The sequence below is a fragment of the Piscicoccus intestinalis NBRC 104926 genome, assembly GCF_001515525.1.
GTDB lineage: Bacteria > Actinomycetota > Actinomycetes > Actinomycetales > Dermatophilaceae > Kineosphaera > Kineosphaera intestinalis.
On record NZ_BCNQ01000003.1, the window covers coordinates 1 to 15,550 of the forward strand.

The following is a 15,550-nucleotide window of genomic DNA, read 5'->3' on the forward strand; positions in this document are numbered from 1 at the left end:
GGCGGCGGCGCCGCGCCACCTGGGCGTGGTGCTCGTCGCGCACGCGCCCGCGGGCGTCGGCCCGCAGGAGCAGTGCGAGCTCGGGCGCGGCCTGCTGCGCGCGTGGCTGGTGGCCGCCCGCGAGGGCTGGGCCGTGCACCCGCTGAGTCAGCTCATCGACGTGCCCACCACCGCGGCCCGCGTGCGCGCGCTGCTGCCCGACGGTCACGAGGCCGTGGCGATCTTCCGCCTCGGCCACCCGCCGACGCCGGCCCCACCCTCCCCCCGCCTCCCCCCAACTCGGTCGAAGGCTGCCCTTTCGGTCGAGGGCTAGGGATGTAGCTGGAGCCCTCGACCCAAAGGGCAGCCTTCGGCCAGGAAGTGAGAGGGAGGGGAGGCGCGACGAGGCCCGCCGGCTCCGGTGAGTTGGGGAGTCGGCGGGCCTCGTCGGGTGGTACTGGCTCAGACGTCCTCGGGCACCGGGAAGGCGCCCGTGGTCAGGCCCTCGGGGCGCACGAGCAGCACGTCGCAGTCGGCCTTGCGGACGACGTCGCCGGCGACCGTGCCGAGCAGGCGCCCGGCGATGCTCGTGTCGCGGATCGCGCCGACGACGAGCAGGTCCGCGCGCCGTTCCGCGGCGACCTCCAGGAGCGCGGCACCGGGCTCGCCCTGCGCCAACAGCGCGGCGGAGACCGTCGCGCCGTGCTCCTGGGCGACGACCGCGGCGGCCTCGACCGCCTGCTGCGCCGCGTTGCGACCGATGACCTCACCCTGGCGGCTGTCGCCGCCCTCGGTGCGGGTGTTCTTCGCCTCGTCGCGCCGCGACAGCTCCGACCAGGCGCAGACGATGACCAGCTCGGCATCGTCGCGCTGGGCGATCCAGGCGGCGCGGGCCACGGTCGGGGCCGCCAGGGCGGACCCGTCCGTGCCGACGACCACCGTGCGGTAGTCCTTCATGGCCTCAGTCATGTCGAATCCCCCGTCCTCAGTGAGCGGCCGTCGGCATGTGCGTCACGTCGTCGACATCGCGCACGATCGGCGGCTCCTTGATCCACTGCATGGCGAGGGCGGCGAGACCGAGCAGCACGCCGGCGAACATGATGGCGTTGGTCGAGCTGTCACCGAGGAAGTGCTTGAAGACCCACCCGAAGGTCAGCGTCTGGATGAGCATCGGGATGACGATCATCATGTTGACGATGCCCATGTACACGCCGTAGCGCGTCGAGGGAATCATGCGCACGATCATGATGTAGGGAACGCCCATGATCGAGGCCCACGCGATACCCAGGCCGATGATCGGAATGAACAACAGGTACTGGTTCGACACGTTGGCGAAGATGATGAGGCCGACCGCCGCCAGCAACAGGCAGATCGAGTGCACCATCTTGGCGCCACGTTTTCTCGCCAACGCGACGAGCAGGAATGCCACGCTGAACGTCACGATGTTGTACCAGCCGTTGACGAGGCCGACCCACGACGTCGCTTCCTTGAAGCCGGCGGATTGGGTGTCGGTGGTATTCCAGACGGATTCGGCGATCGAGCCGGCGACGAATTGCCAATAGACGTTCATCGCGTACCACTGGAACAGGTAGACCAGCGCGATCTTGCGAAGCTCGACCGGCATCTCGACGATCGCGTCCCAGATCTCCTTGAGCGCCTCACCGCCCTTCGAGCCCTCGCGCAGCTTGGCGAGTTCTTCAGGGGTGGGTGGGATCTCCGGGGTGCTGATGACCGACACGAGCACGGTGCCGATGGAGCACACCGAACCGAGCATGAACGCACCGACGACCCAGTAGGGGATGCCGGCACCGGTCGCCCCGTCGAGAACGAACTTGAAGACGTACAGCGAGATGTTGGCCAGCGTGATGCCGAAACCGGTGAAGAAGCTCTGCGCGAGGAAGCCCTTGGCGAGCTGGCTCGGGGGCAGCTTGTCGGCGATGAACGCGCGATAGGGCTCCATCGCCGTGTTGTTGCTGGCGTCCAGCAACCACAGCAGCAGCACGGCCATCCACACCGCGGTGACCCACGGGAAGAGGAACAGGCAGATCGCGCAGCCGGTGGCGCCGATAAGGAAGAACGGCTTACGCCGGCCCCACCGATCCGACCACGTGCGGTCGGAGAGGGCGCCGATGATCGGCTGGATGAACAGTCCGGTGATCGGGCCGGCCATGTTCAGCAGCGGCAGCTCCTCGGGGCTCGCCCCGAGCATCTGGTAGATCGGGTTGACAGCTGTCTGCTGCATTCCGAAGGAATACTGGATCCCGAAGAACCCGAAGTTCATCAGGAGGATTTGCCGCATATCCATCAGCGGCTTTTGACGCACAACCGTTGTGCTATCAGTCATCTTTTTCCCCTGGGGAGTGATGCCCGGCGGTCGGTTGACCGTGGCCGGGCCCGGTGGAGACCGCCCCTCGTGACGAGCGGACGGTGAACGGTCGGGTGGACCGGGGGCGACTGGGGCGACGGACGCCCCCTGTTCCGACCGTGCGCCGACGGATCGTCGTCGACGCGGACGGCGCGGAGATGGCCGCCGGGATCCAGTCGGTGAGGCCGCCGGTGGGGGCCACGCACGCGCCGTCGCGCCGGTGGGGGACGGGCCCCCTGCGCTCGGTGGTGTGTGCCATCGGTGCCACTCCTGCGAGTCGACCGGCACCCCGCAGACCCCCGCAGGGAGCGCGACGAACCGGAACCTGAATCCTGTTAGCCACGTGGAACTTACTCTCGTGTCACCGCGTTGTGGTGACCAGCACCCAATTCCGTCGTCTCGATTGCGCAAACGGGGCGGAGGCGGTGCCCGCGTTTGTGGGATCGGACACACGCGTGCTCGCGACCCGATCGGCCCGGCCCCGAACCCCCGACTCTCACGCGTCTCGCGCCCCTCGACGCGGTCGCCCTCGTCCCGGTCTCGTACCGTGAAGCGCATGACGACCGCTCTCGTGACGGGCGCCAGCGCCGGGCTGGGTGCCGAGTTCTGCCGCCAGCTGACCGCCTCCGGGCACGACCTCGTCGTCGTCGCCCGCTCCGCCGACCGGCTCGAATCCGTCGCGCAGTCGCTGCGCACCGAGCACGGCGTGCGCGTCGAGACCCTTCCCGCCGATCTGGCCGACCGGTCCGCGCTGCAGACCGTCGCCGAGCGGCTCGCGGGCGACGGCCCCGCCGGGCCCGACAGCTCAGGAGCCGGGCCGGTCGACCTGCTCGTCAACAACGCCGGCTTCGGCATCGGCACGTCGTTCACGCGCACGCCGGTCGAGGAGGAGGAGCGGGCGCTCGACGTGATGTGCCGCGCGGTGCTCGTGCTCAGCCACGCGGCGGCCGCGGCGATGGCGCCCCGCGGCCGCGGCGGCATCCTCAACGTCTCCTCGGTCGCGGGTTTCACCGCGATGGGCAGCTATTCGGCGAACAAGGCGTGGGTGACGACGTTCTCGGAGGCGCTCGCCGATGAGCTGGCCCCGACCGGGGTGCGCGTCAGCGCCGTCTGCCCCGGCTTCACGCACACCGAGTTCCACGACCGCGCGGCGATGAACATGTCCCGGCTGCCGGACGGCCTGTGGCTGGATGCCCCCGACGTCGTCGCCGCCGCGCTCGACGGGCTGCGCCGCGGCCGGCCGGTCGTCGTGCCGGGCGCGCACTACCGCGCGCTGACCGGGGTGATGCGGGTGCTGCCGCGCTCGGTCGTCACGCGGATGTCGGGCGGTCTGGGGCGGGCGCGGCGCACCGCCTCCGGGGCCTAGCGGGCCAGGGGCCTGGATGCGCTGGCTCCGCCTGGATGCGGGAGAGCCGGCGTGGGCCGTCTCGCCCAGAAGGCGTCGGGCCGGCGGTCGGCGGCAGCCGGATAACCTGGCGGCCGTGACCGACTCCAGCGCCTCCGCCCCGACGCCCGACCCGACATCCGACCCGACATCCGACCCGACGCAGTCGGCCCGCGACCGCCTCCTCGACCTCGTCAAGGCCAAGGCCGTCGTGCACGGCAGGGTGACGCTGTCGTCCGGCAAGGAGGCCGACTACTACGTCGACCTGCGCCGCATCACCCTCGACGGCGAGGCGTCGCCGCTCGTCGGCGTCGTCATGCGCGAGCTGACCGCCGACCTGGAGTTCGACGCGGTCGGGGGCCTGACGATGGGCGCCGACCCGGTCGCCACCGCCATGCTGCACGCGGCGGCCGCCGACGGCGCGCGCCTCGACGCCTTCGTCGTGCGCAAGGCCGAGAAGGCGCACGGGTTGCAGCAGCGCATCGAGGGGCCGTCGATCGAGGGCCGTCGCGTGCTCGTCGTCGAAGACACGTCGACGACCGGCGGCTCGCCCCTGACGGCCGTCGAGGCCTGCCGGGAGGCGGGGGCCCAGGTCGTGGCCGTCGCCGTCATCGCCGACCGCAGCTCCGGGGCGGCCGAGCGCATCGAGGCCGAGACCGGTCTGGAATACCGGTCCGCCTACGGGCTGTCCGACCTCGGGCTCGGCTGAGCAAGCGCTCCGTCGACTCGAGATCGCCGCGGGAACGCGACGCCGCTGCGGCGACGTTCCAGTTCCTGTCAGGCGGGCCGCGTAGGATCGGCCGGGACCGCCCCCATACCACCGGAGGCTCACACTATGACTGCCTTGCTCATCATCGTCATCCTTCTCATCGTCGTCGTCGGCGTCGTCGTCTGGGGCTTCTCGGGCTACAACGGCCTCATCAAGTCGCGCAACCTGGTGCAGGAGTCCTGGCGCCAGATCGACGTCGAGCTCAAGCGCCGGCACGACCTCATCCCCAACCTCGTCGAGACCGTCAAGGGTTACGCCTCGCACGAGTCCGGCACGCTCGAGGCCGTCATGAAGGCCCGCTCGCAGGCGATGTCCGGCGGCGACTCCCCGGCCGCGGCGTCGCAGACCGAGGGTGAGCTGAGCCAGGCGCTCGGCCGCCTCCTCGCCGTCAGCGAGGCCTACCCCGACCTCAAGGCCAACTCGAACTTCACCGCGCTGCAGCAGGAGCTGTCGGCCACCGAAGACCGTATCGCCTCCGGGCGCCGCTACTACAACGCCACCGTGCGCGAGCTCAACACCAAGGTCGAGTCGGTGCCGACGAACTTCCTCGCCAACATGGCCGGCATCTCCAAGGAGCCGTACTTCGAGGCCGAGCCCGCCGCGCAGAACGTGCCCCAGGTCAACTTCGGTCAGGGAGGCGGCACGGTCGCCGGCCCCGGACAGGGCGGCCAGGGCTACCAGGGCCAGACCGGCCAGACCGGCTCCATCGGCGGCTCGCAGTCGCAGGGGCAGCTGCCCGGCTACGACGCCAACCAGGGCCTCGGGCAGAACTACCAGCCCAGCCCCATCCAGGACCAGCGCCCGGAGCCCCAGCCCGGCCAGGCCCGCCCGACCGACCCGAACGCGCAGGGCTGAGTTCGCGCGTCGCCCACGAAGCGGCCCCGGTCACCGTGAAAGGTGACCGGGGCCGTTTCGTTGTTGGTTGGCCGTGTCAGCGGGAGTCGCGGTGGCCGTCGACGATGTCCTGGCCGGCGGTGACCGCCTCCTCGACGATGGCCTTGGAGCGGCGCTTGTGCATGACGTACTCGAAGACCATCGGCAGCAGCGAGACGAACACGATCGTCAGGATGGCGGCCTCGAGGTTGTCGTGGATGAACGCGATGCCGCCGAGAAAGTAGCCGAGCAGCGTGATGCCGGTGGCCCACAGGATCGCGCCGACCGCGCTCCACGTGAAGAACCGGCGGCGGTCCATGCGCCCGACGCCGGCGACGACCGTGATGAACGTGCGCACGATCGGCACGAACCGGCCGATGACGAGGGCCTTGTTGCCGTGCTGGTCGAAGAAGGCGTTGGTCTGGTCGAAGTACTTGCGCTTGAGGAAGCGGCCGTCGCGCTGGTACAGCGGGGTGCCGATCGCCCGGCCGATCTCGTACCCGACGATGTTGCCCAACAGGGCGGCCACGCTGAGGATCACGAGGGCCGGCGCCAACGCGATCGCGACGTCGCCGCGCCGGATGAACATCCCGATCGCGAACAGCAGCGAGTCACCGGGCAGGATCGGGAAGAGCAGGCCGCATTCGATGAAGACGATCGCGGTGCTGACCCAGAAGAAGCCGGTGCCGAAGCGCGTCAGCAGGTACTGCGGATCCATCCAGTCGATGGAAGGTGGCATGAACACGACTCACACGGTACGTGAGCAAACCCAACGGGTGCTGTGTACCGCCCGTCCGTGGACGGTGGGCGTGGCGCGATGACGGGCGACACCGACTCCGGAGCCGGCTGGGGAGCCGACTCGGGAGCCGACTCGGGAGCCGGGCCGGCGCGGCCGAGCCCGAGCGTGGGCGTGGGTCCGTGGCAGGGTGCGCGGCCGGCCGATCCGCGGCTCGACCCCGAGCTGCTGGAACGCGGCGACGCCCGCAATGTCGTCGATGCCTACCGCTACTGGCGGCACGAGGCGATCGTCGCCGACCTCGACGAGCGGCGGCACGAGCTGCACATCGGCGTCGAGAACTGGGGCCACGACTTCAACATCGGCTCGGTGATCCGCACGGCCAACGCGATGAACGTCGCCGCGTTCCACATCGTGGGCCGCCGCCGCTGGAACCGGCGCGGCGCGATGGTCACCGACCGCTACCAGCACGAGCACCACCACGCCGACGTCGACGCCCTCGTGCGGTGGGCCGCCGCCCAGCCCGGAGACGGTGCGGGAGAGTCGCTGCCGATCCTCGGTGTCGACAACGTGCCCGGGTCGGTGCCGCTGGAGACGTATCGGCTGCCGCGGCGTTGCCTGCTGCTGTTCGGGCAGGAAGGTCCGGGTCTGACGCCGCAGGCGCTGGCGGCCTGCCGAGACGTGCTCGAGATCGCGCAGTTCGGCTCGACCCGCTCGATGAACGCCGGCGCCGCCGCCGCGATCGCCATGCACGCCTGGGTGCGGGCGCACGTGTTCGGGCAGTCGGTCTGAGGGCTCGGCCTGGCCGGCTCGGGGTGGGACTCGGTTGAGCGGGCTCGGGTCGGCGGCCCTCAGCCCAGCCCGCGCCGGTTGGCCCACAGCGCGGCGCTCGTGCGGTCGGCCACGCCGATCGCCCGGTAGACCGCGCCGAGGTGCGCCTTGACCGTGCGCTCGCTGATGCCGAGGCGACGGGCGATCTGCTTGTTCGCCAGACCCTGCGCCACGAGCGCGAGCACCTCCCGCTCCCGAGCGCTGAGGTCCGCGGCGGCCTCGGGGGAGGGGCCGGGGGAGCGCGGAGGCTCGTCGGCGGGCCCGGGCCCTCCGGGTGCCGAGAATGCGCCGGGTGGCGAAGACCCGCCGGGGGTCGTCGCTGCGTCGTGGGCGGGGGATCCGCCGGCGGGGCAGCAGGGCGCCGGCGACCCGCGGGTCGAGCGCACGTGGCCGCCGGCGGCGGCGCGCACGGCGGCGACGACCTGCGCCGGATCGGCGTCCTTGAGCACGTAGCCGGTGGCGCCGGCCTCGATCGCGGCCCGCACCCGTTCCCGGCCCGAGAACGAGGTGAGCATGACGACGGCCGCGCTCGGCACCGCCTCCCGCAGCGCCCGGGTGGCCCGCACCCCGTCGAGGCGCGGCATCGACGCGTCCATGAGCACGACCCGCGGCGCGCAGGCCCTCGCGGCCTCGACCACCTCGTCGCCGTCGGCCGCCTCACCGACCACCCGCACCCCCGGCGCCGCGTCGAGGATCGCGCGCAACCCCTGGCGAACGAGCGGATGGTCGTCGACGACGAGCACCGCGATGTCGTTCGGGAGCTCGCCCGGTATGTCGTGCGCGAGGTCGCCCGGGAGGTCGTCGCGGCGCGGGGCGGGGTCGGGTGTGGTCACCGGCCCGCCTCCGGGGTGAGGGTCAGACGCCACACGGTGCCGGAGCCGGGAGCGCTGGCGACCTCGAGGCGGGCCCCGGCGCGCCGGCAGGTGTCGGCGAGCACCGCGAGCCCGACGTGCCCCTCGCGCGGATACCGCATCGTCTCGCGCACGTCGAATCCCTTCCCGTCGTCGGCGATCTCGACGACCACCCTGTCATCGTGGCCGGGAGCCCGGGCGATTCGCACACTGACGTGTGCGGCCTGCGAGTGGGTCGCGGCATTGCGCAGGCACTCGCGGGCCACGCGATGGACGAGCGGCACCTGCTCGGAGCCGAGCCGCGCGCCGACGCCGGGCTCCACCCATGCGGTGGCGGCGATGCCGCGGGACCGCAGCGGTTCGACGAGGTCGTCGACGACGTCGTCGAGGTCGGCGCCGCGCAGCTCGGGCGGGTAGAGCTCGACGAGGAGGGTGCGCAGGCTCGCGATCCCACGGCGAACCAGCACCCCCGCCTCGTCGACGGTGGCGGCCCGCTGCTCCTGACCGGCGGCGCGCATGGAGTCCGCCGCGGCGGCCACCGTCAGCGAGGCGGCGGTGAGTTCTTGCACCGGCCCGTCGTGCAGGGTGCCGGCGAGGCGGCGTCGCTCGGCGTCCGAGGCGACGACCGACGCGCGCAACGCCTCCTCCCGGCGGCGCTGCGCCTCGGCGAGCCGCCGCACGAGCCACCACAACACGGGCGCGAGGAGCAGCAGGAGCGCCAGCATGCCGACGACCTCGAGCGCGACGAACGTGCGCCACAGCCCGGCGGCGCGCGGCTCGATCTGGGCGTAGTCCCCGTACACCTCGAGCAGCAGCCGCTGCCCCGTCGTGGCGTGCACGGGCCGCCGGATCTCCAGGAGCCGCCCCCGGAACGCCTCGAACTCGTTCTCGCGCCCCTCCGGGGTGGTCACCGCGGCCCGGGTGACGCCGTGGTCGAGCACCGCCCGCTCGACGGCCCCGAGGTCGAAGCGTTGCCCGACGAGGCGCCGCTCGTCGGAGTAGACCACGGTGCCGTCGGCGGTGAAGATCTTCAGCCGGATCACCCCCAGGGCCCCGAGCCTGGTGTCGACGACCTCGTCGAGCTCGTCGAGGGCAGTCGAGGCGCCGGCGAGCAGCGTTGGGGTGAGACGGGGTTCGATCGCGGCGGCGGCGAGCAGGTCGGCGGTCTGGGTGCCGTTGGCGATCGCGTCCCGCTCGGCGAGAAACCGGCTCACGGAGGCGGTGCCGATCGTGACGACGAGCAGCACGACCGCGACGGCGGCCACGCCCGCCACGACCAACCTGCGCAGGTCGGTCGTGGGCGCGCCGCCGTCGCGATCCCCGCGCGCGACGACGTGCCACTCGCGCTCGGGTGGTTCCCCCGGGGGAATCTGGGGGGTCTGCGACGTCCCGGAAGCGGGCACCGACCCATCGGGCGTCATCGCCCGCTCGACCGGACCGGGCCCCGGGAGGCCTCGACGACTGGACACCGGCTCACGGTAACCGCGTCACCTGTGGGGCCCGGGCTGTCGTCGGCGTGCAGGTCCGACTCACGCCCGGACGCGGCGGGCTGTCGGGCCGGCTCACCGTCGGTGCAGCAGCCCGGTCGTCGCGAGCGCCAGGCAGATGCCGGTGAGAGCGAGGAAACCGGGCGCCAGCGGGGGTGCGATGCCCGCGCCGCCGGTCGCGGCCTCCCACCACTGCTGCAGCGGGGAGAGCGTGTCCCAGGTCGAGGCCCAGGTCGCCGACAGCGGGGCCGTCTCCCAGTTGGAGGAGACGTGCTCCCACACCCCGAACGCGCCCGCGAACGCGCTACCGACGGCGAGCAACCGGGCTGCGAGGAGCACCCGCGGGGTGGGCTTCAGCGCGACGGCCGCGATGCCGACCGCGAGGGCGGCGAGCACGACCCAGGGCACGAGCTGGTCGAGACCGTCCCAGTGCCGCAGCATCGCCAGTTCGAGCACCGCACCCCCGCACGTGCCGGCCGCGACGAGCAGGAACGCGCGCCGCAGGAAGCGGGTCGTGCGGGCATCGCCGTAGCGGTCCCACGTCACGCTGTCGGGCTCGGCGGGGTCCGCGAGACCTCGGGATACATCGAGCGCTCCGGGTAGTCGATCATCGTCAGACCTTCAGGCTCGCGAGGATGTTGGCCAGCGTCTGCTGGTCGACGCCGTACTTGCCGAGTTCCTGCCCGAGCTTGGTCGCCAGGTCGCTCGAGGTGTACGGGCGGTACTCCTCGATCTCCTTCGCCCAGCGGTCGGCGTTCGGCACGCCATGCGCCTGCAGCGCCTTGGCGATGTCGTCCGTGCTCGCGTTGTTCGCGTCGGCGGTCTGGCCGGAGGCGGTGGCGGCACCGGAGGCCGCGCTCGAGGTGGGGGCCGCGCTCGTGGCGGCAGTGGTCGTGGCCTGCGCGGTCGTGCTCTCGGCGCTGCCGGCGGTGCTCGACCCGGAGGAGCAGGCGGTCAGGCCGAAGGTGGTGGCGGCGAGGGCGGCCGCGGACAGGTAGGCGAGGCGGCGGGAGCGCATGGGTCGGGGCCTTTCGATCGAGAACATCTGTCTGCATCGGCCGGGACCGGCCGTTGCTGCGATGTCCTCAGCATCGGTGTGCGCCCGCTCGGCGCGCCATTGTCCGATGGTCGTAGTACCCCCGTGTCCCCTCCCGGGCCACTGTCCCCCGGACGGCGAACGGCTACCCCGAGCCGGTCGCGCCGACTCGGGGTAGCCGTTGGGGCGCTCAGAAGCGCAGGCTGCCGAGGAGGTTCTGCACGGTCTCCTGGTTGATGCCGGCGCGCTCGGCCTCCTGCTGCAGGCGGGTGGTCACGGTGTTGGGGTCGGTCTTGCGGAGTCGGTCGATCTCGCCGGCCCAGCGGTCGGCGTCCGGCACGCCGTTCTCGCGCAGGGTCGCGGCGATCTCCTCGGTGCTCGCGCTGTTGATGTCGACGCGCTCGCTGACCGCGGCGGCGGCCGAACTCGCAGCGGCCCGAGCGGAGTCGGCGGCGTCGGTCGCGTCTCCGGCGGCACCGCTGGCCGCGTCGGTCGCGGTGTCCATGAGGCTGTCGGTGGGGGTCGCGGTCTGCGTGGGGGTCGCGGCCGCGGTCGTCTCGGGCGCGGTGCTCGCGCCGGAGGAGCAGGCTGTCAGTCCGACGACACCCAAGGCCCCGGCGAGCAGGGAGACGGCGAGGGTGCGGGCGGGGGTACGGGTGGCGTTCATCGGTTCACACCTTTCGAGGCGGTGGACGGGTCGGGGGAGGCACGCGGTGGCACCGCCCGATGTGCCTGGCAACGAACGCTACTTGCCCAACGCTCCCTGCGGTCCGAAACGCGGGCACCCGTCGTCGGGCGGTGCGCCGGAATCGAGGAGCCGGTGCAGCCGGGCGCTCGTGCCCGACGGCACCGTCAACCGCCAGGAGACCGTGTCGGGGTGTCGGAAGGTGGCCGGGACACAGTGCGTTCGGGGCGCGGGCTCGGGGTAGACCTCGACGACCTCGCCGTCCAGCCAGACCTGAGCCGGGCCGCTCGGCAACTCGATCCGTCCGCGAGGTGAGACGAGGGTTCCGCCGCGGGTCGAGACCATCGCGGCCGGCGGGAGGTCGTGGTCGCCGGGAGGCAGGTCGAGGGGCAGTTCGGCGGCCAGGTCGGGCGCGTCGGCGAGCAGGGCGTCGGTGGCCGGGGCGCGGGTGACGACGATCCGCCCGTCGACCACCCGCAGCCGGCGCGGCAGCGTCAGGCACCCGGCCACGAGGTCCTCCGAGCCGCCCTCAGCGGGGGCATCGTCGGAGTGCTCGTCGGGCAGGTCGTCGGGGCGAACCGCCTCCTGGCGCACCCAGCCCAGATGCCACGAGCCGGTGTCGTCCGTGGTGAACTGTGGTGCGTAGCAGACCTCCCCGGCGTCGAGCCGGTGCCATCCCGCGGCCCGGAACGCCGGCCGACCGGGGTGCTCGGTGTCGTCGACGACGTCGCCGACCACCGCGAGGACGTCGTCGAGCTGCCCGCGCAGCTGCGTCGAGACGACGAGCACGGCGCGGCCGTCGACGAACGCCAGCTGCGGGCACTCCCAGATGTCGGCGGCGAACGGGGCGTCGAGCGTGTCGGCGCGGCGCGCCCAGATCCCCTCGTACACCCAGGCGTGCAGGTCGTCGCAGGAGAACAGCAGTACTGCGGGCTCGCCGGTGACCAGCCCGGCTCCGTGCAGGGCCCAGCGGCGCCCGCCGTGGACGAACAGGAACGGATCACGCATGACCGCGACGCCGTCGGCGGTCGGGGTGCGCGCGACGACCCACGGCTCGCTCCAGGTGTCGAGGGAGTCGTCGAGGGCGCGGCGCATCACGGTGGTGCTCGCGTGGGAGTCGTCGACGACGCCGCTGTACGCCACGAGGGCGTCGTCGCCGGCGATGGCGGGCGGCAGGAAGACGCCGCTCCAGCAGCCCGCGGAGTCGGGCCCGTCGGGCGTGGGGCCGAACGCGACGGGGTGCTCCCGCCACGTCGCCAGGTCGGCGCTGGAGGCGTGCCCCCAGTGGATGTCGCCGTGCTGGGCGGCGTGGGGGTTGTGCTGGTAGAAGACGTGCCAGCGGCCGTCGCGGTAGGTCATCCCGTTGGGGTCGTTCAGCCAGCCGCGGCGGGGCCGAAGGTGGTAGCGCGGGAGGGCGGGCTGACGAGGCATGACGCCCTTTCTACCCGGCGCGTGATCGGGTCGCCCAGCGCGGCAGCCGGCCGGCCGTCAGGAGATCCGGCACTACAACACCTGCGAGGGAATGCCCGGGCATAGGATGACGAGCGAGGCCGCCGCGTCCGTGATGAGCCGCGCCTCGCCTTGCCGCTCGAGTCGGCGAGGCGGCCAGGCGCCGGTTACGGTCCGAGGCGAGCGGTCGCTGCACGAAAGCCCCCAACACGAGGAGTCGCACAGTGCCTATCGCAACCCATGAGGTCTACGCCGAGATGCTCGACCGCGCGAAGGCCGGGTCCTTCGCCTACCCGGCGATCAACATCACCTCGAGCCAGACGATCAACGCCGCGATCCGCGGTTTCGCCGAGGCCGGCAGTGACGGCATCATCCAGGTCTCGACCGGTGGCGCCGAGTACGCCTCCGGCCCGACGATCAAGAACATGGTCCGCGGCGCGGTGGCCCTGGCCGCCTTCGCCCGCGAGGTCGCGCAGAGCTACGACGTCAACATCGCGCTGCACACCGACCACTGCCCGAAGGACAAGCTGGACACCTACGTGCGTCCGCTCCTCGAGCTGTCGACCGAGCAGGTCAAGAAGACCGGCCAGCCGATCTTCAACTCGCACATGTGGGACGGCTCGGCCGTGCCGCTGGAGGAGAACCTGCAGATCGCGCAGGAGCTGCTCGAGAAGTGCGTCGCGGCCAACATCATCCTCGAGGTCGAGATCGGTGTCGTCGGCGGCGAGGAAGACGGCGTCGAGGCCGAGATCAACGAGAAGCTGTACTCCACCCCCGAAGACGCGATCGCCACGGCGCGCGCCCTGGGCACCGGCGAGAACGGCTACTACATGACGGCCCTGACGTTCGGCAACGTGCACGGCGTCTACAAGCCGGGCAACGTCAAGCTGCGCCCCGAGGTGCTCAAGGCCGCCCAGGACGCGGTGCACAAGGAGTTCAACACCTCCGACGAGAAGCCGTTCCACCTCGTCTTCCACGGTGGCTCGGGCTCGCTGCCGCAGGAGATCTCCGACGCGGTCGACTACGGCGTCGTCAAGATGAACGTCGACACCGACACCCAGTACGCGTTCACCCGCCCGGTCGCCGGCTGGATGCTGGAGAACTACACCGGCGTGCTGAAGATCGACGGCGAGGTCGGCAACAAGAAGAAGTACGACCCGCGCGCGTGGGGCAAGGAGGCCGAGGCCGGCATGGCGGCTCGCGTCGTCGAGGCCTGCGAGAACCTGCGCTCCGCCGGCACCCACAAGTGAGTCGGTGACGGCTTCGGTCCGTCGCCCGCATCACCACCGGGCCCCGCACGAGTCGTCGTGCGGGGCCCGTTGGCGTCGCGGGGCGTTCGCAGGTCACAGTGGGGGCATGACCGACGCGAAGAACCTGCTGGGCATTCCCGAGACGACGCTGCCGGACGACCCGGCCGCCGACGACCTGCGCGCCGGCGCCGACCCGGAGCAGGTCGCCGCCGAGCACCCCGCCTCCGCGCTGGCCTGGGCTCAGCTCGCCGAGGCGGCGCTCGCCGACGGCACCCCCGTGCTGGCGTACGCCTACGCCCGCACCGGCTACCACCGCTCGCTGGACCAGCTGCGCAAGGCCGGCTGGCGCGGCCAGGGCCCGGTGCCGTGGTCCCACGAGCCGAACCGCGGCTTCCTACGCTCCCTGGCCGCGCTGTCCCGCGCCGCCGGCGAGCTGGGGGAGGCCGACGAGCAGCAGCGCTGCGCGAGCTTCCTGCGCGACTCCAGCCCCGAGGCCGCCGACGCCCTGGGCTTCTGAGGGCTTCGGCGCACTCCCCCCACCCCAGCCGCGAACACAGCCCTGAGCGCAGCCCTGAACGCAGGGACACGCCGGGAATCACCGGCGTGTCCCTGCGTTCACTGCTGCGTTCACTCGGGAGGTGGATGCGCGCGCCGGGGAGTGCGCGGAGGCCGGGAGGCGTGGCAGAGCCGGAGTTATCCCCAAGGGGTCGCTGGCTTGGGCGTTGCCCACAGGGCGGGGTCGGTGTGCGCGCGGCACGTCTCGAACCGCCCAGGGTGGGCGCATGGAGCGCAGCGCTGACTCGGCGGCCGGGATGCCCAAAGGGGCCGCACACATCTTGCGGACGCAACACCACCTGGCCACCCGAGCTCAACTGCTCAACGGGGGTGTCACCTCCGCTGCCCTGGCGTGGCGGCTGGGCCGGCAGTGGCGCTATGTGCTGCCGGGTGTCGTGTGCACCAAGGCGGGCGATCTCGATGAGACGCAGCGAGGTGTGGCAGCGCTGCTGTTCGCGGGGCCGGGCGCGGTTCTGGGTGGCCCGACGGCCGCTCGCTACTTCGGCATCCGGTCGGGTCCCGTGGATCCCCTGGTTCATGTGCTGGTGCCGGCCCGCCAGGCGGCCAGGCGAGCCCGTTGGGTGCAGGTGCATCGGTCCGCAGTGCCGGAGACCGCGCCGGTATCCGCGGGAGGCCGACGGTGGGCGTCGAAGGCCCGCGCGATTCTGGACGCCGCGCGGTGGGCCCCCACCGATCGCGATCGCCGGGCCATCGTCATCGAAGGGGTACAGCGACGCCTCGTCACCCCCGAGGCGTTGGCTCATGAGCTTGATCGGGGTACCCGACGTGGCTCCCGCGCCCTGCGGGCGGCCATCGAGGAGGCCGCGGCGGGCTCGTGGTCGGTTCCGGAGGCCGATCTGGCGCGGCTGTTGGCCGCGGTGGCCGAGCTTCCCGAGCCGATGCTCAACCCGGAACTCACCGCGCCGGGGGTGGGCCGCCTCATCAGCCCCGATCTGTGGTTCGACGACGTCGCCATGGCCGTGATGGTCCACTCCCGGCAACACCATGCGCTGGGGGAGGACTGGGTGGACACCGTGGAGTTGGACGGCGAACTCGCCTCGCACGGCGTCGCCGTGATCGGCGTCACGCCCACGGGGCTCAAGCGCAATCCCGCACGGGTGAGCGCGCGCATCCTACGCAGCTATCGAACGGCCGCCGCCCGCCCGCGCCCACCCGTCTCCGCCAAACCCCGCTGGTCCACCCGCGAGCACCCGCATCTGTGAGCGCAACTGTGAACGCAGAGACACGCGGGTGATCACCGGCGTGTCCCTGCGCTCATCGCTGCGGCGTCGTGGCGGGG

The 15,550-nt window shown here is 72.2% G+C and carries 16 protein-coding genes and 1 pseudogene; 8 read left to right on the plus strand and 9 right to left on the minus strand.

The window, feature by feature from the left end:
- A pseudogene (locus tag PINTE_RS23050) lies at positions 1-313 on the plus strand (hypothetical protein); the annotation flags it as partial.
- 128 nt (positions 314-441) lie between these two features.
- Here the strand turns inward: PINTE_RS23050 and PINTE_RS01190 are convergent.
- Together PINTE_RS01190 and PINTE_RS24955 are read right to left on the minus strand one after the other, a co-directional pair.
- Complete coding sequence (locus PINTE_RS01190) at positions 442-948, minus strand: universal stress protein (RefSeq protein WP_217996458.1); 507 nt, start codon at positions 946-948, stop codon at positions 442-444.
- A gap of 16 nt (positions 949-964) precedes the next feature.
- The gene (locus PINTE_RS24955) at positions 965-2,221 is read right to left on the minus strand and encodes an MFS transporter (RefSeq protein ID WP_245642736.1); all 1,257 of its coding nucleotides are present in this window, start codon (positions 2,219-2,221) and stop codon (positions 965-967) included.
- A 679-nt stretch (positions 2,222-2,900) separates the two neighbouring features.
- Here PINTE_RS24955 and PINTE_RS01200 point away from each other — a divergent pair.
- The 3 genes from PINTE_RS01200 to PINTE_RS01210 all read left to right on the plus strand — a co-directional run bounded on the left by PINTE_RS01200 (position 2,901) and on the right by PINTE_RS01210 (position 5,352).
- Positions 2,901-3,710 carry an SDR family NAD(P)-dependent oxidoreductase gene (locus PINTE_RS01200; RefSeq protein WP_068425081.1) on the plus strand — a complete coding sequence of 270 codons (810 nt, stop codon included), beginning with the start codon at positions 2,901-2,903 and terminating at the stop codon, positions 3,708-3,710.
- 115 nt (positions 3,711-3,825) lie between these two features.
- Positions 3,826-4,437, plus strand: coding sequence for an orotate phosphoribosyltransferase (gene pyrE / locus PINTE_RS01205; protein ID WP_281178816.1), 612 nt, complete (start codon positions 3,826-3,828; stop codon positions 4,435-4,437).
- Between the two features lie 126 nt (positions 4,438-4,563).
- Positions 4,564-5,352, plus strand: coding sequence for a LemA family protein (locus PINTE_RS01210; protein ID WP_068425084.1), 789 nt, complete (start codon positions 4,564-4,566; stop codon positions 5,350-5,352).
- A gap of 76 nt (positions 5,353-5,428) precedes the next feature.
- On the opposite strand, the gene PINTE_RS01215 is transcribed toward PINTE_RS01210, so the two are convergent.
- Positions 5,429-6,109 carry a DedA family protein gene (locus tag PINTE_RS01215; protein ID WP_068425267.1) on the minus strand — a complete coding sequence of 227 codons (681 nt, stop codon included), beginning with the start codon at positions 6,107-6,109 and terminating at the stop codon, positions 5,429-5,431.
- Positions 6,110-6,187: 78 nt separating this feature from the next.
- Here PINTE_RS01215 and PINTE_RS01220 point away from each other — a divergent pair, with 78 nt between their 5' ends.
- Positions 6,188-6,898, plus strand: coding sequence for a TrmH family RNA methyltransferase (locus PINTE_RS01220; RefSeq protein WP_245642737.1), 711 nt, complete (start codon positions 6,188-6,190; stop codon positions 6,896-6,898).
- 59 nt (positions 6,899-6,957) lie between these two features.
- Here the strand turns inward: PINTE_RS01220 and PINTE_RS01225 are convergent, their stop codons facing one another.
- The 6 genes from PINTE_RS01225 to PINTE_RS01250 form a co-directional block, all read right to left on the minus strand.
- Positions 6,958-7,770 carry a response regulator transcription factor gene (locus PINTE_RS01225; RefSeq protein WP_245642738.1) on the minus strand — a complete coding sequence of 271 codons (813 nt, stop codon included), beginning with the start codon at positions 7,768-7,770 and terminating at the stop codon, positions 6,958-6,960.
- Positions 7,767-9,191 (minus strand): sensor histidine kinase, encoded by a 1,425-nt coding sequence (locus PINTE_RS01230; protein ID WP_157087017.1) that lies wholly within the window; start codon positions 9,189-9,191, stop codon positions 7,767-7,769. The genes PINTE_RS01225 and PINTE_RS01230 overlap by 4 nt, the downstream gene beginning before the upstream one ends.
- Positions 9,192-9,350: 159 nt before the next feature.
- On the minus strand, positions 9,351-9,821 hold the full coding sequence (locus PINTE_RS01235) for a hypothetical protein (RefSeq protein WP_068425089.1): 471 nt from the start codon (positions 9,819-9,821) through the stop codon (positions 9,351-9,353).
- Positions 9,822-9,888: 67 nt separating this feature from the next.
- A complete protein-coding gene (locus tag PINTE_RS01240; RefSeq protein ID WP_068425092.1) occupies positions 9,889-10,293 on the minus strand; it encodes a hypothetical protein in 405 nt (134 codons plus the stop codon).
- Positions 10,294-10,501: 208 nt separating this feature from the next.
- Positions 10,502-10,978, minus strand: a complete 477-nt coding sequence (locus PINTE_RS23635) for a hypothetical protein (RefSeq protein WP_068425095.1) — start codon at positions 10,976-10,978, stop codon at positions 10,502-10,504.
- Between the two features lie 78 nt (positions 10,979-11,056).
- A complete protein-coding gene (locus PINTE_RS01250; RefSeq protein WP_084343077.1) occupies positions 11,057-12,427 on the minus strand; it encodes a glycoside hydrolase family 32 protein in 1,371 nt (456 codons plus the stop codon).
- Positions 12,428-12,669: 242 nt separating this feature from the next.
- On the opposite strand from PINTE_RS01250, the gene fbaA reads away from it, so the two are divergent.
- The 3 genes from fbaA (at position 12,670) to PINTE_RS01265 (ending at position 15,473) form a co-directional block, all read left to right on the plus strand.
- Complete coding sequence (fbaA, locus tag PINTE_RS01255) at positions 12,670-13,695, plus strand: class II fructose-bisphosphate aldolase (protein ID WP_068425101.1); 1,026 nt, start codon at positions 12,670-12,672, stop codon at positions 13,693-13,695.
- Positions 13,696-13,801: 106 nt separating this feature from the next.
- On the plus strand, positions 13,802-14,212 hold the full coding sequence (locus PINTE_RS01260) for a DUF3151 domain-containing protein (protein ID WP_068425104.1): 411 nt from the start codon (positions 13,802-13,804) through the stop codon (positions 14,210-14,212).
- 265 nt (positions 14,213-14,477) lie between these two features.
- The gene (locus PINTE_RS01265) at positions 14,478-15,473 is read left to right on the plus strand and encodes a hypothetical protein (protein WP_068425106.1); all 996 of its coding nucleotides are present in this window, start codon (positions 14,478-14,480) and stop codon (positions 15,471-15,473) included.
- Positions 15,474-15,550 lie beyond the last annotated feature (77 nt).